9 protein-coding genes are annotated in these 19545 nt (G+C 69.2%); 8 read left to right on the top strand and 1 reads right to left on the bottom strand.

Translation table 11 applies throughout. The features are described from left to right. Positions 1 to 284: 284 nt before the first annotated feature. Positions 285 to 527: a helix-turn-helix domain-containing protein gene (locus tag KVF89_RS26130; protein ID WP_257430058.1), complete on the bottom strand. Its 243-nt coding sequence runs from the start codon at positions 525 to 527 to the stop codon at positions 285 to 287. 201 nt (positions 528 to 728) lie between these two features. Between KVF89_RS26130 and KVF89_RS26125 the strand changes: the two genes are divergently transcribed. From KVF89_RS26125 to KVF89_RS26090, 8 genes are all read left to right on the top strand, one after another. Continuing rightward, positions 729 to 1355, top strand: coding sequence for a hypothetical protein (locus tag KVF89_RS26125; RefSeq protein WP_257430057.1), 627 nt, complete (start codon positions 729 to 731; stop codon positions 1353 to 1355). A gap of 16 nt (positions 1356 to 1371) precedes the next feature. Next, positions 1372 to 2580, top strand: coding sequence for a CpaE/TadZ family protein (locus KVF89_RS26120; RefSeq protein WP_257430056.1), 1209 nt, complete (start codon positions 1372 to 1374; stop codon positions 2578 to 2580). 26 nt (positions 2581 to 2606) lie between these two features. Further along, positions 2607 to 2852 (top strand): hypothetical protein, encoded by a 246-nt coding sequence (locus KVF89_RS26115; RefSeq protein ID WP_257430055.1) that lies wholly within the window; start codon positions 2607 to 2609, stop codon positions 2850 to 2852. Then, complete coding sequence (locus tag KVF89_RS26110; RefSeq protein ID WP_273475517.1) at positions 2849 to 3196, top strand: type II toxin-antitoxin system PemK/MazF family toxin; 348 nt, start codon at positions 2849 to 2851, stop codon at positions 3194 to 3196. The genes KVF89_RS26115 and KVF89_RS26110 overlap by 4 nt, the downstream gene beginning before the upstream one ends. A 127-nt stretch (positions 3197 to 3323) precedes the next feature. Next, positions 3324 to 15329: a Kelch repeat-containing protein gene (locus KVF89_RS26105; RefSeq protein WP_257430053.1), complete on the top strand. Its 12006-nt coding sequence runs from the start codon at positions 3324 to 3326 to the stop codon at positions 15327 to 15329. Beyond that, positions 15329 to 15652, top strand: a complete 324-nt coding sequence (locus KVF89_RS26100) for a DUF7716 domain-containing protein (RefSeq protein ID WP_257430052.1) — start codon at positions 15329 to 15331, stop codon at positions 15650 to 15652. The genes KVF89_RS26105 and KVF89_RS26100 overlap by 1 nt, the downstream gene beginning before the upstream one ends. Before the next feature lie 225 nt (positions 15653 to 15877). Then, positions 15878 to 18706, top strand: coding sequence for an RHS repeat-associated core domain-containing protein (locus KVF89_RS26095; protein WP_257430051.1), 2829 nt, complete (start codon positions 15878 to 15880; stop codon positions 18704 to 18706). After that, on the top strand, positions 18696 to 19535 hold the full coding sequence (locus tag KVF89_RS26090; RefSeq protein WP_257430050.1) for an SMI1/KNR4 family protein: 840 nt from the start codon (positions 18696 to 18698) through the stop codon (positions 19533 to 19535). Before KVF89_RS26095 ends, KVF89_RS26090 begins: the two co-directional genes overlap by 11 nt. The last annotated feature ends 10 nt before the right edge of the window (positions 19536 to 19545 follow it).

The raw sequence follows: 19545 nt of genomic DNA, 5'->3' as shown, positions 1-19545 counted from the left end.
CGAGTCGGTCGATGCCGCGCAGCAGTGCGGCGTCCAGGAACGACCGCGCGGCGACCACCGCTTCCACGGCCGTCACCGCGCCGGGACCGTCGATCAGGTCCCAGTCACCGCCGGCCAGCTCCGCGGCGCGCTCGGCCACGGTGGTGGCCGTGTCGAGCGCTCCGGGAGAAGTCATGCGCTCATCCTATCGAACACATGTTCGAACCGTCAAGACCCCTCTCGTGCGGATTCGTCCCGGGCGGATCCGCGCGGTGGCAAGGGCCCGTGTGGTCGGCCGGTGCGGACTACTCCGGCTCGCTCTCCACGAAGGGGTGGTCGGCGACGTACTGCTCGGTCTGGCGGTACTGCTGCGCGATGTAGTCCTCCAGCCGGCTGCGCTCCACCCGCCACTGCCCGCGACCGCCGATCTTGATCGCCGGCAGCTCGCCGCGCCGCACCAGCGCGTAGACCTGCGCGCTGGAGGTGCTGAGCACCTCGGCGACGTCGGCGAGCGTCAGGAACCGGGGTCCGTCCTGGCTGTCGGGCATGGTCCCATCGTCGCATCCGGGACCGACCGATGCGGCCAGCGGCACCGCGATCCTGTGGATGAGCGGGTGACGTCCTCGGTCGCCTCCCGGCATGATGTCCCGGTGACTCGGGATCTCGGGAGTTCGACGGGCACGCCTGCTCCGCCACCTGCCCAGCGGGTGGCGCGTCCGGCCTGGCGTGACCCCAGGCTGTGGTTCGGCGTGCTGCTCGTGACGGGCTCGGTCGTCGTCGGGGCTCGGCTGCTCGCGGCCGCCGACGACACGGTGGCCGTGTGGGCGATGGCGGGGGATCGAGGCGCCGGGGCTCCGGTGGCCGCCGATGCCCTCGCCGTGCAACGGGTGCGGTTCGCCGACGACGCGATGCTCGAGCGCTACTTCGCGGCGGACGAGCCGGTGCCCGACGACCTGGTCCTGGTCCGGGCGATCGGCGAGGGCGAGCTCCTGGCCCGCTCGGCCGTCGGCGCCGCGGAGGAGGAGGCGGTGCTGCGGGTTCCGCTCGAGGTCGACCCCAACCGGGTGCCCCCGGACGTGACGACAGGTTCCATCGTCGACGTGTGGCTCACCGACGGCTCCGCTCTCGGCGCTCCGTCCGACACTCCGGCCGACGCCGGCCGCGGTGCCGGCCGCGGTGCCGCCGGCAAGGCCGAGGGCGACGGACCGGCGCTCAGTGGCGTGACCGTCGTGGCCGCGCCGGCGTACGACGACACCTTCGCCGTCACCGGAGCGCGCCAGCTGGTCGTGGCGGTCGACGACGAGCGGGCGGCTGAGTTCGAGGGGCTCCTCGGTGCCTTGCAGGACCCGGTCATCCGGATCCTGCAGCGGTCGTGAGGCGCGGATGCCGCGCGTGACGGTGGTCCTGCTGGTGTCCTCGGGCGCGGCCTGGGAGTCACGGGCGCTGGCCGCGCTCACCGAGCACCCCGGCACGGTGCTGCTCCGGCGCTGCGTCGATGTCGCCGACCTGCTTGCGGCGGCGCGCACCGGCCAGGCCGAGGTCGCCGTCGTTGCGACCGACCTCCCGGGACTCGACCAGGGGGCGGTCGACGACCTGGTCCGGCACGGCGTCCGGGTGGTCGGCGTCGCGGCCGATCCCGAGCTCACCCGGCCCCGCGCCGCCCGGATCGGCATCGTCACGGTGCTGGCCGCTGACCGGGCGAGCGAGCTGGCCGACCTGATCGCCCGGCTTCCGACCGATGTGACCGATCCCGGCCCGCCGTACGACGACCCGTCGGTGCCCGCCGTGCCGGCGCCAGCGCCGGAGCGGGTCGGCGGGTCGGCGGGGCGGGTGCTGACCGTCTGGGGAGCCGGGGGTGCCCCGGGCCGCACGACCCTCGCCGGTGGTCTCGCCGGTGAGCTTGCCCGCCGTGGCCTGACCACCCTGCTGATCGACGCCGATCCCCACGGCGGCGCGGTGGCGCAGCAGCTGGGGATCCTCGACGAGGTGTCCGGGCTGCTCGCCGCTGCCCGGCTGGTGGGGGCGGGCACGCTGGACGAGCGCTTCACGACCGCGCAGCGCCGGCTGTCGGACCACCTGCGGGTGCTGACCGGCCTGCCCCGGCCGGACCGCTGGGTGGAGCTGCGACCGGGCACCCTCACGGCGATCGTGGAGCGCGCCCGTCAGGACGGGCAGGTCGTGCTCGACACCGGGTTCAGCCTCGAGCCCGACCTCGGCGAGGTGACCGGGCGCCCCGAGCGCAACGGCCTCACCCGGGAGGCGGTGGAGGTCGCCGACGAGCTGGTCCTCGTCGGCTCCGCCGACCCGGTCGGCCTGGCTCGGTTGGCGCGGGCGCTCACCGAGGCGCATGAGCTGGTGCCCGACCCGCGGGTGCGGATCGTGGTCAACCGGATGCGACCGACGCTGGGGTGGCGCGAGGCCGACGTGGTCGCGATGCTCGCGGAGTTCGGCGCCCACCTCGACGTGCACTTCCTGCCTGACGACCAGGCCGCCGTCGACCGCGCCCTGGTCGCCGGTCGACTGCTCGTGGAGGCCGGCGACGGTGCCCTCGCCCGCGCGATCGCCGGCGTCCTCGACGCGATCGCGGGAGTGACCGGATGATGGTCATACCGCGTTATACTAACGACATGAAGACGGCCATCTCGGTTCCTGACGACGTGTTCGCCCGTGCGGAGCGGGTGGCGGCGCGGCATGGGATGAACCGCTCCCAGTTCTACGCCGCGGCCGCCAGCAAGTACGCGGACGAACTGGAGTCCAGCGACGTCACGGCCGCCATCGACGCGGTGGTCGACGAGGCAAACGCCGACGGCTCGACCCGGTTCGCCGTGGAGGCCGGAGCCCGACTGGTGGCCGGGCTGGGGGACGAGTGGTGAACCGTGGCGACGTGCACTGGTGCGACTTCGGGGATCCGGTCGGCAGCGGCCCGGCCAAGCGGCGCCCGATGCTGGTGATCCAGTCCGACGACTACAACCGGAGCCGGCTCGCCACCACGATCGTGGTGACACTGACCTCGAACACCGCCCTGGCCGCCATGCCCGGCAACGTCTTCCTTCCCGCGCCGGCCACCGGCCTGTCGAAGGACTCCGTGGCCAACGTGACCGGCCTCGCGACGGTCGACCGCGGCGACCTCGATCCGCACGCCGTGGGCAGCGTTCCCGATCACTTCATGAGCGAGGTGGATCGCGGGATCCGAGGGGTTCTCGGGCTGTCCACGTGAGCGCTGGTGGAGGCCTCCGCCCGGGACCCAAGTCTTGGAGAGGCCCGTAAAAAATAGTCCCGATGGGCTATGGCTTCCTCCCCGACCGTGACGTGTGATCGACATCTCGCGTTCCCGGAGGTGGGGCATGGCAGAGCACAGGACGACACGATCGGGCGTTTCCGCGGTGCGCTGGGCGCGCCAGCGCATCGGGTTGCTGGCGCTGATCGTCGCGGCGGTGCTGGTCACCTCCGTGGTCGCCGTGGTCGCGGTGACGGCCGATCGTGAGGACCCGTGGACGCCGTTCGACGTGGCCGGCAAGCGTGTCGACACCAAGGCCGATCCGATCGATCCGATGAAGCGCCCGGCCGGCGCGAAGGGCGTCGACCTGGACGGGCCCGAGGCACCGAAGGACACCGGCCGGGGCCGCGACGAGGTGAAGCCGCCGAAGGCGACGAAGGAGTGCGCGGCGCCGGAGCAGGCGCAGAGCTCCGATGCCGCCAAGGGTGCGCTGTCCGACGTCCTGGCCGGTCTCGCCGAGGCCACCGAGGTCTGCACCTACTCCGAGACCGGGCAGGCCGAGGACCTGGTGGACGCGGCGCCCCTGGCACTGGCGGACGGCGCGGTCGCGGCGCCGGCACCCGCGCCGGGCAAGAAGGACGGCCCGGCGGACGGGCCCGCAACCGAGACCCCGACCGACGCACCCACCGACGCGCCATCCGACCCGCCGACGGACGCGCCGACTGACCCGCCGTCCGACCCGCCGACCGATGGGCCGTCCGCGGACCCGGGCGCCGAGACGCCGCCGGCGAACGACCAGCCCGCCGACGCCGTCGTGGGCCAGGGGACCGGCCGCGTGCGACCGGCCGCTGCCCTCCGGGCTGCCGCGAGTGTGCCGCCGGCGGGGGAGTACCTGTCCCCGAACTGGGTGGAGGCGGCCAACTCGACGCGACCGCCCGCGCTGACCTACCCCGCCATGGCGTACGACGAGACGCGCGGCCAGGCCGTGCTGTTCGGCGGCGCGCTGGACGCCGGTGGCTACAGCAACCAGACCTGGACGTGGGACGGCGTCACCTGGACGCAGCGGACCCCGGCCACGAGTCCCGGCGCCCGGACCCGCGCGACGATGGCCTGGGACCCGGTGAGCCAGCGGATCGTGATGTTCGGCGGTCAGACGGCGAGTGCCACGCCGGTCAACGAGGTGTGGGCCTGGGACGGCACCACCTGGGCCTCCGTGTCTCCCACCGGCACCCCGCCGTCCGCGCGGGCCGGTGCGTCGATGGCGTACGACAACGCTCGCGAGGCGTTCGTGGTCTTCGGCGGCCAGACGTCGTCGACCACCGCGATCAACGACACCTGGCAGCTGAAGAACCCCGGCTCCGGGTGGGCGTGGACCCGGCTCCAGGCCGACGGGGCGCCGGGAGCGCCGCCGGCCCGCATGGACCACCGGCTCGCCTACTCGGCGTCGACGAGCCAGCTCGTTCTCTTCGGCGGCGCGGCGCCGCCGTGCGCCACGGCGTGCTCGATCCTGGGCGACACGTGGACGCTCGGGACGGGAGCGTCGTCCTGGACGTCGCAGTCGCCGGCCCATGTCCCGCCGGCGCGCGCCAGCCACGCCATGACCTTCGACGGCGCCCTGGGCGCCGTGGTCATGTTCGGCGGCGCCGCCTACAGCGGCAGCAGCCTGGTGCTGCGCAGCGACACCTGGGCGTGGACCGGGGCGGACTGGTCCCAGGCGGTCGGCATCGCCGCACCGACGGGCCGGGCCGGATCGGCGATGGCTGCCGGCCCCGGCGGTCAGGTCGTGATGTACGGCGGGCATCCGGGCGGCGCGTCGTACCTCGACGAGACCTGGAGCTACAACGCATCCCTCCCGGTGCTCGGCATCGACGTCGAGCGGGCCTCGGACCCGTCACGCCCCGGCGACAGCATCTGGGCCGGCGACACCATCCGGGTCCAGATCACGGCCGCCAACGCGGGCGTGGACAGCATCGACGCCAGCGACCAGGTCTCCGTCGTCTCGGCGCTCCAGGAGGACGTGCTGGCCGCCGGCACGGACTTCCGGTGGGGTGCGAGCGGGAGCCTGAGCACGATCGGGTCCTGCGGCTCCGGTGTCACTGCGGTCTGTGGACTGGTCGAGAGCCTGACGGCCACGATCGGCAACATCCAGATCCCGCCGGCAGGTCTGCGCGTGGGCGAGTTCCTCGCCGCCGTCACCGGTGGGCCGAAGGGCTGCCACCTCATCGACATCCCCGCGATCGCCTCCTCGCTGCTGGGCGGGTCGGCGCCGGTCGCCAAGCCGATCACCGTCTGCGGCGGCGGCCTGGGGCTGGAGGACTGGTGGACCTACGACACCACCGACCTGGGCGGTGGCGGCAGCGCCAGCGTCAACGTCGCCAACGGCAACCTGGTCGTCAAGCAGTACGACACGGACCCGGTGCAGGCTCCGGGGCAGCTCGCGATCGGGCTCGGCCGGGTCTACAACTCCCAGGACCTGATGTCCGCGGGCGGGCCGATCGGTGCCGGCTGGCAGTTCGACGTCGGCGGCACCGGCGCCACGGCCACCGGCTTCGGCATCGCCGGTCTCAAGCTGCCCAACCTGCAGAACGTCAAGCGGCCGTTGTCGATGCCCTATGTCGACCGCGACGGCACCCGGCACGTCTTCAAGCTGCGCTCGCTGGGCGCGTCGATCGGCAACCTCAGCCTGCCCATCGACCTCACCGGCCAGCAGGGCCTGCTCGACTCGATCCTCAGCCTGCTGAACCCGGCGACCCTGCCCTACGCGCTGTCGTCGATCGTCGAGGGGCTGGCGTACACCAACTTGTGCCTCGACAAGGCCTACACCGGCCCGCCGGGATCCAACATGTTCCTGTTCCGCTACGTCGGGATGGGCGCCAACAACTGCACCACGCCCGCCCAGAGCGGCGAGCTGACGCTCGGCTGGTCGCTGATCCACCCCAACCGGATGCGCTACGACTTCAACCAGGGCGGCGACCTGGTCCGGGTCACCGACCCCGCCGGCCAGCAGCTGGTCTACGACCCGAGCTTCCAGTACGGGCCGACCGAGATCATGACGTCGTCGTGCGAGGCCGGTGCCGCCTGCCCCAAGGTGACCATCAGCTATGACAAGACGCCGCTGTCCACGAACCGGCTCGTCGAGGTCAAGGACACGGCCGGACGGGTGACGACGTACGTCGTGTCGCGCGACCTGACCCTGCCCCTGCTGCGCGAGGTGTGGGAGCCGGGCAACCCCTACTCGACGGCGCCGGGAGCGAGGCCGTCCTCGGCCTACACCTATGCCTCGGCCGGGAACCCGTGTGCGGGCTCGGTGGGCGGCACGATCACGTCCGGTCAGCTCTGCTCGGTCACCGACGCCAACGGCGAGAAGACGACGTTCTCCTACGTCGAGGCACCCGCCGGCCCGGACCGGATCGCGATGGTCAAGGACCGCCGCGCCAACGCCAACGCCGGCGGCGGCGACGCCCGGGGCCTCGCGACGGCGTACACGTGGACCGACTCGACGAGCAGCCAGAACCCCGGCACGTACCTCGCGACGGCCGACATGGCGGCACCCGACGACCTCGCCTCCTGCGGCACGACCTGTCACCGCATCCGCTACAGCCACATCGACAAGTGGGGTCGCGTCGGGCAGATCGCCGAGGGCACCACCGGCGGGACCAACCCGAACGACCCCGGAAGCGGCATGTACGCGGCACAGACGGGCTACTTCTGGGACGGCATGGGGGAGGCCGAAGGCGGCGCCGGCATCGCCTCGTGCTCCCAGCCGACGGTCACCATGAACCACAACCTGTGCCAGGTGATCCGGCGTGCTGAGCCGACCGAGGAGCCGTTCGTTCCGGGCGAGGTGGGTACCGGGACGTTGTCGGGAGTCACCGTGCACGACCAGGCCACCGACTATCTCTACGGCGACTTCGGCCAGCGGCTGCGCGAGCGGGTGCTGCTCGACGCCGGTCAGCCGTGGACGGACGCCAACTCCGCGATCACCACGTGGGGAAGCCATGAGCAGTACTTCGACGCCGGCACTGGGCAGCGCGCCTTCAACAACCATGTCGTCGGCGACGGGCAGGTCGAGTCGAGCGCCGGTGGAGGCACCTACCGGCAGTCGGTGATGCAGGACAACCCGATGGCGTACTGGCGACTCGACGAGGCCAGCGGGACGACGATGACCAGCCAGACCGGGACCAAGCACGGCGTGTACGGCCCCGGCATCACCTATGGCGAACCGGGTGTCGTGCACGGCAACGCCGCCGTCGGCGAGCGGGTGTCCGGCTGGACCGGACTGGTGTCCCCGTTCAACGGCTTCGCCCACGGGACCTCGGCGTCGGGCTCCGACTTCACGGTCGAGACCTGGATGAAGACCGCGAACACCGGCGCGGAGTACGCCTTCCAGTGGGGGGCGTCGTCCACGGCCTACGCCAGCGTGGGCCGGGTCGCCGGGGGACTGCCGTTCGTCGCGCTCTACTCCAACCTGCTCGCCGGGGAGTCCTTGGTCGTCTACACCCCGACCTCGGTCGCCGACGACGCGTGGCACCACGTCGTGTACCGCTACAACGGCTCCGGGTCCGCCTCCGGGGTGCAGATCTGGATCGACGGCCAGCAGGCACCCACGGTCACCTACTCCGACACGCTGGCCGGCTCGTTCTCCACCGATCTCTCCGCCGGCACCCTCGGCTACTCCGTCAACGCGGGGTCCACGCTCGACGAGGTCGCGGTCTACCCCACCACGCTGTCGGGGGCGCGGATCGAGGCGCACTACAGCGCAGCCCGGGGGGCGACCCGGATCAAGGCGGACACGCTCTACGCGGTCGTCGACGAGATCCAGGAGCTCTCGCCGCGAGGCAACGAGTCGGCCAACTCCGGCAAGTGGGGGGAGCACCTCACCTCCATCCGCCGGGACCTGCCCGGCGACGGTGTGCTCAGCTCCACCAACAAGGTCGCGGGGTCCTCGGTGTGCGGCACGGCGGTGCGCGGCAACACCGGCCTGGTCTGCGAGGTCGACACGCCCGCGGCCGAGGGGGTGTCGAGGGGCGTGTGCGCCTCGCCCACCAGTGGCCTGCCGGTCGGCAGCCCGGCGGCGCCGACCCCGTCGCCGTCGTACGCCTCCTCCTGCACGACCTACGAGTACAACGGCCTCGGCCAGCGCACCCTGATGCGTACGCCGAAGGCGAACTCGGCCTCGAGCACCGGGTCTCTCAAGCCGGCGACCGAGTACCGCTACTACCCGGTGGTGACGACCTGCACCGGCGAGGGCCGCAAGTCGTGTGACCTGTCCGGGTCCGTGTCCGCCGGCGGCTGGCTCAAGGCGGTCGTCGACCCCGAGGGCGAGAAGATCGTCTACGCCCACGACGTCGCGGGCAATGTCGCGCGCACCTGGGACCGCAACGCCGCCAAGGGCAAGGACCTCACCGCCGCGTGGGCCGACGCGAACGCCCCGCCCACGGCGCGCTTCGTCGACACGGTGTCCGCCAACCCGGTCACCTCCGACGCGCTCAGCGTCTCCAACACCGCGCTGATCGCCATCGCCCCCGATGGCACCGTGACGGGTGCCGGCACCAACGGGAGCGGCGAGCTGGGCGACGGCAGCACGACGAACCGCAAGACTCCCGTCCGCGCGGATCCGATGACCAATGCCGTCCAGGTCGTGCAGACCGCGACGGGCACCTCGTCGGGATGCGCGTCCACCGCCTACCTGACCGGTGGCGGTGAGGTCTGGGTGACCGGCGCGGCCGGTGGCGGTGTGTCCCGGCCCGAGAAGCGCACCGGCCTGCCGCCCGACATCATCTCGATCGCGGCCGGTGGCTGCCACCTGCTCGCCCTCGACGCCGAGGGCGGCCTGTGGGGCTGGGGCGCCAACGGCTCCGGGCAGATCGGCAACGGCTCCACCGCCGCCGTCTCCACGCCCGTCAAGGTCCTCGACGACGTGTCGACCATGGCCGGCGGCAACCTCGGCTCGCTGGCCGTGAAGACGGACGGCACGACCTGGTCCTGGGGTGCCAACAGCACCGGTCAGCTCGGTCTCGGTGACACGACCGGACGGACCTCGCCGACCCGGGTGACCGCGCTGGACGGCGCCGGCATCCGCCAGGTCTCCAGCGGGTTCGGGTCCTCCTATGCCATCGGGCGCGACGGCACCGTCTGGTCCTTCGGCGGCAACGGCTCCGGTGAGCTCGGCGACGGCACCACGACCCAGCGCACCAGCCCGGTCAAGGTCACGACCCTCGGCCCCGGCACGAGCGCCGGCCCGGTCCGGCAGGTCGTCGGCGCCGACAGGAGCGCGGTCGCGCTCCTGCGCGACGGCACGGTCCGGGTGTGGGGCATCAACAACGCCGGGCAGTCGGGCGGCGGCTCGGCCGCCGCCACCGTGCTGACGCCGACCCAGGTCCCGAACCTCACCGGGCAGGTCGCTGTCGCGGGCGGCTGGGCGACGATCGCGACCGCCGACCAGGCCGGTCGGGTCCGGGTCTGGGGATCGACCGCGAACAACCAGCGGGCCGACAACACCACCCCGGCCACCACCGCGACCCCGGCGACGGCCGGCATCGACATCTCGCCCTATCGTTCCGCGCTGTGGGGTGTCCAGGGGAGTCGCGACGCCACCGGGAACCTGGTCACGACCACCCTGGACCGCCTCGGCCAGCCGCGCCGGGTCCGCTCCGGCCGGGGCCATGACGTCCTGACCTCCGCCTACGACCGGATGACCGGCTACGACGCCGCCGGCCGCCCGGTGTCGTCCACCGGCGCGCAGCACCGCTCCCCGGACACCGTCGCGCGGACGACGTACGACCCGTTCGGCAACCCGGTCAAGACGATCGACCCCCGCGGTGTCGCCTCCCGGGCGACCTTTGACCCGCTGAACCGGCAGCTCACCAGCCAGGTGACCCGGAGCCCGGATGCCGTCGCTCCCGGCGCCTGCACGGGCACCGCCACGACCGCCGAGTGGACCAGCGCGCAGAACGGCCATCGGATCTGCGTGACGTCGACGACCTACGACGGCGTCGGCCGGGTCCTCACCACGACGGATGCGAACAGCCAGGTCACCACGACCCACTCCGACGCCGCGGGCCGCCAACGCCGGGTCGACGCGCCGCGCACCGAGGGCGGCACCGAGATGCTCACGTCGCGTTGGACCTACGACCGCGAGGGACGGGTCCTGGACGCCTGCTCACCGCGACAGTTCGTGACGTCGGAGCCGGGCACGACGCCGAACACGGCAGCCGGCTGCGCGAGCACCGGGGTCCACGCCACCCACTTCGCGTACGACTCGGCCGGCAACACCACGAAGCAGGTCCGGTATCGCGCCGGTGGCGGGAGCCCGGAGGAGCTGTCGACCACCTACGACTACGACGCGGACGGGAACACCACCGCGGTCACCGACCCCAACGGGAACCGCACCACGACGGCGTACGACTGGCAGGGCCGGCGTACCTCGATGGAGGTGCCGCGACGCGGGACGAAGACGAACACGACCAGATGGCGCTACAACCCCAACGGCAACGTCACCGCCGTGCTGGCGCCCGGGTCGATCAACACCGGGTCGGGGGCCGACGGACCTCTCGTCGTCGACGGCACCACCCCCTCGGAGTCGACCGACGGCCTCGCGCACGGCGCGGGCAACCCGTTCCAGATCCCCGACGGCGCGCAGTACCGCGACGTGACCTTGAAGAACGGCGCCCACGTGACGTCGGCTGCCGCCAACGGTCTCCTCTTCTACGCCACCGGTACCGTGACGGTCTGCGCCACCTGCTCGATCACCGTCGCCGGCAAGGGCTATCAGGGAGGCGCGGCCGGCAGCGGCGGCAACGGCCATGCCGGCGACGCGGCCAACCCCAACCCCGGCAACGGAGGCAAGGGCGGCCGGGGCGGCCTGCTCGGGCTGTCGCCCTCCGGGGGCGGCGGTGGCGGTCACAAGACCGACGGCGGCGCCGCCGGCACCGGTGGCAGCGGGCCCGGCCTGCCGGGGCTGGCGTCGGGCACCCCCGACTTCGCCACGGTCGGCGTCGACTACCTGCTCGGCTCCGGCGGCGGTGGCGGCGGAGGTGGCAAGGCCCTCACCGGTGCCGGGGGCACGGGCGGCAACGGTGGCGGCTATCTCCGGCTGACGGCCGGCCGCATCGTGGTCGACGGCACGATCGACGCGTCCGGAGCCGACGGCGTCTCCGGGACGGGCCAGTCCGCGGGTGCCGGCGGCGGTGCGGGCGGCGGCATCTGGCTGGCCGCGCCGACCATCGAGCTCGCCGATCCGTCGGTGCTCGACGTGACGGGTGGCGCCGGCGGCGCGGGTGTCAGCAGCCGGAACGGTGGCAATGGTGCGGCTGGCTATATCCGGATCGATGGCGAGGACGTGACGAATGCGCCTGCCGGCGTGGAGGTGACGCGTGGCGACATGATCACGGCGGTCTCCTATGACGCGGCGAACCGTCCGGTCGACACGATCGAGGGTGCGCAGACGGTGCAGGCCGATCCGGCGCTCGATGCCAGTGCGTATGCGGCGCCGGACGCGAACGGGTTCGAGAACACCCGGTCGCGCACGGCGTACGACGCGGATGGTCGGGTGGTGGCGATGTTGCCGCCGCAGGCGTTCAGCAATGTCGCGTCGTTGTCGGCGCCGAATCTGAACACGGCTCGACGTCTGGACTATGACCTCGACGGTCGGCCGGTGGCGGCCTACAGCCCGCGGTACGACAACGTGTCGGGGAGCTCGACCGCGTCGGTCGGTCCGGGCAACGACGGTGGCGGAAGTGTCGACCAGCAGGCCACGCAGTGTGCGACCGGTCGGGTTCTGGATCTGGCGCTCACGGGGCTGTCCGGGTCGGGTGCTGCGTTGCCGTCGACCTATGGCGCGCAGGTGGGTGTGTGCATGACGCGGACGGTCTACGACCCGGTGGGCAATGTCGCGCGGGCCTGGTTGCCGAGCTCGAGCGGCGGGGCGAGTGCGGGGGACGAGGGCTATCTCGACTACAGCTACACCGACGACGGTCTGGTGCAGCAGGTCGAGGGACCTGATCCGAGCTCGAGCGGCCGGGTGGTTGCTGCGACGAATGTGTATGACGGTGTGGGGCGGTTGGTGTCGTCGACGGATGCGAAGGGGAGTGTGACGCGGACGTCGTACTTCGCGGACGGTCTGGTGGAGGAGACCGAGGGGCAGGCCTATGACCCGGACGATGACGAGGGCCCGTTGCCGTCGCAGGACGAGAAGACGCGGTACGTCTATGACGGGGCGGGGAACCTGGTCTCGACGGTCAATCCGGAGGGGAAGACCACGACGCAGGTGTGGACGAGTGACAACCTGTTGGCTCAGATCGAGGCTCCGGGGCCGGGTGGGGGTCAGGGCACGGCGGTGACGAGGTACGGCTATGACGCGGTCGGGAACGCGATCAAGGTGTGGCAGCCGGAGGCGGTGCGTCATGACCGGCCGCCGGTGCGTAACGAGTTCACCAAGGACAATCTGCTGGCGGCGACGCATACGCCGGTGGGGTTGACCGAGCCCACGCCTCCTGAGGTGCCGGTGACGGTGTATCGGTCGGTGCGTTACGACTATGCGCCGGCGGGGATGAAGACGGTCACGCAGACCGCGCAGTGCAAGTCGGATGAGCCGACGGCGTGTGTGCCGGGCTATCCGGAGTACTCGGGTGCTGGTTTCGTGAAGTTGAACTACGGCGCGAACGGGCGGTTGAGCTCGCAGATGGGCAGGGACCGGAAGTTTGACGAGACGCCGACGAAGTCGATCACGACGACGTATGCGCAGCATGGTGGTCCGGCGCAGGTCAAGGACGAGTCGAGCGGGATCACGATCAATGTCGGCTACTACCTGGACGGGTCGCAGCGTCGGGTCGCGGAGTCCGGGGTGGGCGGTGGTGTGGGGAACACCAACACGTATGCGTACAACGGGGCTGGTGCGGTGTCGGTGCGGACGGACACGACCGAGCCGTCGGGTGTGACCGGGGGGAGCACGAAGGTCACGTCGTATCGGTACAACGCTGCGGGTCTTGCGGCGGGGATGGACTCGGATGTGCTGGGCGTGTCGACGTCCTATGGGTGGGACAAGGCCGGTCGGTTGAGGTCGGCGACGACGGGTGGTCATGTCGCGGAGTGGTCGTGGCAGCCCAATGGTGTGTTGGCGGGGGCTGAGACCACGGCTGGTGGCACGGTCATGGGGAAGTACGAGTACCTGTATGACAGGAACCGGAACCTCACCAAGCAGACCGTGAGCAGCGGCAGCGGTGGTGTCGGTGGGTATGTCAACGAGTACGAGTACGCGCCGAGTGAGCAGGTGTTGAGGTGGAGTCATCAGCCGCCCAGTGGTGGGGGTACTGCTCGGGTCGTTGACTACGAGTGGGACAAGAACAGCAACCGGACCAAGGTCGACGACAGTGTCGACGGGGTGACCTCGACGAGCTATCGGTGGGACAACTCGGTCAAGGTCGTTGATGGTCCGGGTGACAACGGTGTGCCGGCGACGAATGACCGGTTCGTGTATGAGTACAACGCGGTGGGTCTGCTCACCGAGGATGGGTGCAACACCTATCGGTATGACGCGTTCGACCGGGTGGAGCGGCAGGCCAGGGCCGGCACGGATGTTTGTGACAACGATCCGCGGGTCACGGACTTCTCGTACGACGGTTTGGATCGGCAGCGGGTCAGCGAGGTGTCGGGGTCGGCGAAGCCGGGGGCGAACCGGATCACTCGCAGTGTGTTCGACGGCTTGTCGGTCGATGTGGTCGGTCAGACCGGGGCGGTCAACGGTGATGCGAACGGCCCGACGGTGCTGTACCAGCTCGATCCTGGTGGTACGGCTATGGGTTACAAGCAGTCGGGGTCGTCCGGGGCCGGGACGGCGTTCTTGGATGACGACGGGCACGGCAATGTCACGTCGGTGATCACGTCGGGTCATGTGGTGGCGTGTGCGGTGCGGTATGACGCGTTCGGTGGGCCGGTGGATGCGGAGCCGAGTGGTTCGCCGGGCAGTGATGATCCTGGTGATGGAAACGGCATGTGTCGCACGGACTCGGCCGCAGCGCGGGCGACCGGTAACACGTATTGGTATCGGGGTCGGGTCCGTGATGGTGGGACGGGGAACTACCAGTTGGGGGTTCGGACCTATGACCCGGGCAAGGCGGCGTTCACGACGCCGGACTCGTATCGGGTGTCGTCCTCGGCTACGGATCTGAGTGTCGGTGTCGACCCGTTGACGTCGAACACCTACACCTACGTCAACGGCAACCCGGTCAACCTGGTCGATGAGGACGGGCATCGGCCGGCATGCCAAGACAACCTCGGATGTGGTGTCACCTATGACGGTCCAGTGCCGACAGGAACAGTCTTGTATCCGGATCAGAAGACGGGTGCCTGGGTTACTGATTGGGACGGAAAGCCCAAGACGCAGTCGTGTGGGTTGTGCACGATCGCTCGTGAGGTTGCCGGTTCGGTACCTGTTGTTGGTGAGGTCATCGACGCCGCGTCGCTTGCCTACCATGTCGTGAACGGCGACTTTGACGCAGCTGCTCTCGATATGGTCGCAATGGCTCCGCTTATTGGTAACGGCCTGAAGGTTGCGCTAAAGCACAGCGATGACCTGCTTGGACTGGTCAAGCGTCAAGTCGATGACACCCGGCCGCCGCAGCATGTGAAGCCGGGGTATGCTTCTCCGAAGAATGACGCGTCCGTTGGGGGAAGCAAGCATGAGGTTCGGGCCAGTTCGGAGAAGACGCCTCAGCCTTCTCGGGGGCTGCGGCGCAAGAACCCCAGTGCGCCAAAGGCTCGACCAGCGGATAGCCCGAACTACTCAGTGGCGTACGAGACGCGCCTTGAATCGTCCGCCTATCCAGGACGTTCGGACAAGTTCCACTTCGCCGCGGCCAACCGAAATCTGGATGAGGCCTTCAGAGCGGATCCTGGATTCGCCGCCAGCATGGACGATCTGTACCCCGGGATCGCGGACTTTGTGCGGCCGGGCCCGCGCGGGGCGTACCCGCGACGCGCGCCAGCGGAGCTTGGCCTTACCTGGCATCATCAGACGTCACCGGGAGTGATGCAACTGATTCCGAGGGCACACCACATGGCGCCAGGGCCGGTGCAGGCATCACTCCATCCCGGCGGCGTGGGCGGAATGTCACTGTGGGGTGGAGGACGATAATGCTTGAATCGATTTGGGATGACGTGATCCTCGGAGCCGAGGAGCTCGCATTCGATGCCTACGTTTGCTTCGCGAGTCTTCCAGCAACCGGTGCGGAACCCGTTGTCATCACGACTGAGGATGACTGGGAAGTCGATGACGACGAGGTCCCAACGCCTGCGTCGCAGGTTGGGATGACCGCTTGCATCGTTGGCAGCGACCTCGTTCAGATCGTCGCGAACGCGAGAGCGCAAGTTCCTGGCGTCGCTGTGGAGGCATTGCGGCGCTCTGTCCGCTACTACTACGAGAACGATGCGTTTCTCAGTCTTGACCCGAATGCCTGATCAGCCGATTCGGCGTCACTGGCTGCTGGGCCTTCGGGCTACTGGTCGCTGTTCTGGCTGCGGTCCTGCGCAAGTGCGGCGCCGCTGGGATGGCGATGCCCGCGGCATATGCCTGATAGACGGTGATCGCATCTTCGTTGAAGACGGCCCGAATCTGTCGCACGGGCCACAGTTTCCTCATGGTGACATGATTGCGCGATCTCCAAGGGGTACGCGAGTGACAACTTGTTGGCTCAGATCGAGGCTCCGGGGCCGGGTGGGGGTCAGGGCACGGCGAAGACGAGGTACGGCTACGACAAGGTCGGGAACGCGATCGAGGTGTGGCAGCCCGAGGCGGTGCGTCATGACCGGCCGCCGATCTTCAACGAGTTCACGAAGGACAATCTGCTGGCGGCGACGCATACGCCGGTGGGGTTGACCGAGCCCACGCCTCCTGAGGTGCCGGTGACGGTGTATCGGTCGGTGCGTTACGACTATGCGCCGGCGGGGATGAAGACGGTCACGCAGACCGCGCAGTGCAAGTCGGATGAGCCGACGGCGTGTGTGCCGGGCTATCCGGAGTACTCGGGTGCTGGTTTCGTGAAGTTGAACTACGGCGCGAACGGGCGGTTGAGCTCGCAGATGGGCAGGGACCGGAAGTTTGACGAGACGCCGACGAAGTCGATCACGACGACGTATGCGCAGCATGGTGGTCCGGCGCAGGTCAAGGACGAGTCGAGCGGGATCACGATCAATGTCGGCTACTACCTGGACGGGTCGCAGCGTCGGGTCGCGGAGTCCGGGGTGGGCGGTGGTGTGGGGAACACCAACACGTATGCGTACAACGGGGCTGGTGCGGTGTCGGTGCGGACGGACACGACCGAGCCGTCGGGTGTGACCGGGGGGAGCACGAAGGTCACGTCGTATCGGTACAACGCTGCGGGTCTTGCGGCGGGGATGGACTCGGATGTGCTGGGCGTGTCGACGTCCTATGGGTGGGACAAGGCCGGTCGGTTGAGGTCGGCGACGACGGGTGGTCATGTCGCGGAGTGGTCGTGGCAGCCCAATGGTGTGTTGGCGGGGGCTGAGACCACGGCTGGTGGCACGGTCGTGGGGAAGTACGAGTACCTGTATGACAGGAACCGGAACCTCACCAAGCAGACCGTGAGCAGCGGCAGCGGTGGTGTCGGTGGGTATGTCAACGAGTACGAGTACGCGCCGAGTGAGCAGGTCCTCGAGTGGTCTCATAAGTCGGGGAGTGCCACCGCGCGGGTGACGGCGTACACGTGGGACAAGAACAGCAACCGGACCTCGGTGTCGGTCGATGGGGCGACGCCGACGGAGACGACCTACAACTGGGACAACTCGATCAAGGCTCTGAAGGTCCCTGGCGAGGCTGATCAGCTCCACACCTACAACGGGGCGGGTCTGCTGACGCGTGATGGTTGCAGCGAGTACTCCTATGACGCGTTCGATCGTGTGGAGGAGAAGCGGGTCGTCGTCGATACGGCTGCGTGTGGGAGTGATGACCGGACCACGGTGTACACCTATGACGGGTTGGATCGCCAGCGCACGGTCACGGTGTCGGGTGCGGCGAAGCCGTCGGCGGACGGGATCACGCGGAGTGTGTTCGATGGTCTGAGTGCTGCCGTGGTGGGTCAGACGGGTGCGGTCAACGGCAACAACGACGGTCCGGTGGTGCTGTACCAGCTCGATCCGGGTGGTGCGGCGGTTGCGTACAAGCAGACGGGCACGACCGGGGCCGGGACGGCGTTCTTGGACGAGGACGGCCACGGCAATATCACCGCGGTCACCGCGACCACGGGCAGCTCGTTGGTGTGTGGTGCCCGGTTTGGTGCGTTCGGTGATCCTGTCGATCCTGCCCCGAGTGGTGCGCCGGGGACTGGGGCTGCGGGTGATGGCAATGGGGTGTGTCGTACGGACTCGGCTGCTGCGCGGGCGACGGGCAACACGTATTGGTATCGGGGTCAGGTCCGGGACGGGTCGACGGGCAACTACCAGCTCGGGACCCGGACCTATGACCCGGGCAAGGCGGCGTTCACGACGCCGGACTCGTATCGGGTGTCGTCCTCGGCCACCGATCTGAGTGTCGGGGTCGATCCGTTGACGTCGAACACGTACACGTATGTCAACGGCAACCCGATCAACATGATCGACCCCGACGGCCACGGCGCAGTCGACGGTTGGGGCAACGATGTTTCGCCGTGCATCTCTAACCCTAGCTCTTGCCCAGTTGCAGCAGCAGCTAAGGAGCAGGCGGCTCACCAGGCAAGCATCGAACGTGAAGCACAGGCATGGAAGGCCGACGACGACGCACGACAAGCTCGCCGAGCCCTACGCTTGTTGAATGACGGATCGGGGAACTTCACCGACAACGACCCGGGTACCCACGGGCCGATCATCTGTGGTGCACAAGGCTGCAATGCGGCCTGGGGTGTCGATGCTGACTACGGCGATATTCCTCTAACCGCTGAACAAGAGGTGGTGCAGTCCCTCATCATCAACTTCATTGTCGGAGACGCAGTCAACGCCTGCGCGAGCGACTCCATATCACTCGGATGTGGCGGCGAAACGCTCATGTCGTTGCCTACGCCCGCGAAGTTCCTAAAGCTTGGCAAGTACGCCGACGATCTCATGGAGATTGGCAACATCGGCAACAAAAAGAGAGTGAAGACTGACCGCTACAATTGGCGTGACGTGCGCGAGCGCATCAATGGCGGCCCTGCGGAGGTGCGTGCCAACCCGGCATTCCCCCGGGGCCGTGAGTACAAAGAACTGAGCCACTGGCTCATCCCGAAACGTGCCGGTTGGGCTCCCAACTGGCTCAAGAATTCCAGATGGAACCTTAAGAAGATGTGGGGATCCGACCACGCCCTCGCTGATCCGTTGAGGCACCAGTTCCTTCCCCGGTCGTGGAAGAAACAAAACCCGCTGCCAGGACCGGCGAAGAGGTTCTGGAATCGAACGCCGGCCTGGGCCCAAGGAGGCGCGGTTGCCGGAGGGGGTGCGGGCCTCGGTTTCGGTGTGTACGCATACTACTCAAATGACCAGTAGGCGATGGATGCGTGGCCGGCGACCCTCGACGACGGCGACTGACCAAGAAGTGCTCGTCGCTGCCGCGATACTCCGCGGCAGCGGGGACCCGCGCGCCGAGTCCTTGCTCCGCCAGTTCGTTGAGGGCACCGACCTCAGGCGGCGTATCTCGGGGGGGACATGCGACGTCGTAGTCGAGTCCACCACCGATGACCTTCTTGTTGACCTCGACTACGACGTCGAGAGCAGGCCGATTGTTCTGAACGATGCGAAGTCCGGACGCTTGCTCACCTTCAAGGTTTCCCTCGCGCGCGGCGGCTTCTTCCGCGGTCTGCATGGCCAGTGTGACGGAAGGTGGGAGCGCGAGTGGACCGTCGATCCAGTACAGGCCGGACGAGCGGCCGTCGGCGCATTGTCGATATCCCCTCCGGATGACTCCCTCGATGAACCGGTGAAGGATTGGCTCGAGGGCGTAGAACTTGAGCTGGTCGGCGTGGTGCTTCGCCCTCGTGCGGACGAGCGCCGTGTTGGGGAAGTCGAGGAGCGGGAAGGGTTCGGCCTTCCGTCGGAGGTGCGGTCACTGCTCGCGCTTAGCAACGGAATGATCCTTCCTGGATTGAGCGTTCTCGGCGTGGATGATCTCTACGTGGTTGATCTTTCGAGCGACTTCGGACCCTGGTGGCTTGTTGCGTATAGTGACGGCGGAAAGCAGTTTCTTGCGGGTCCGAGCAACGAAATGGCGACGCTTCCCGAGGCTGAAGCAGATCCCGAGGAGTTCGTGCGTACCGGCGATTCTTTTCGGCAGTGGGTATCGAAGGAAGTGAAGCTCCGATGTGGCAGCACCGGTTGAACGACCGACC

Source organism: Nocardioides carbamazepini (assembly GCF_024614185.1).
Classification (GTDB): Bacteria; Actinomycetota; Actinomycetes; order Propionibacteriales; family Nocardioidaceae; genus Nocardioides; species Nocardioides carbamazepini.
This window is presented reverse-complemented; position numbering and strand designations above follow the sequence as displayed.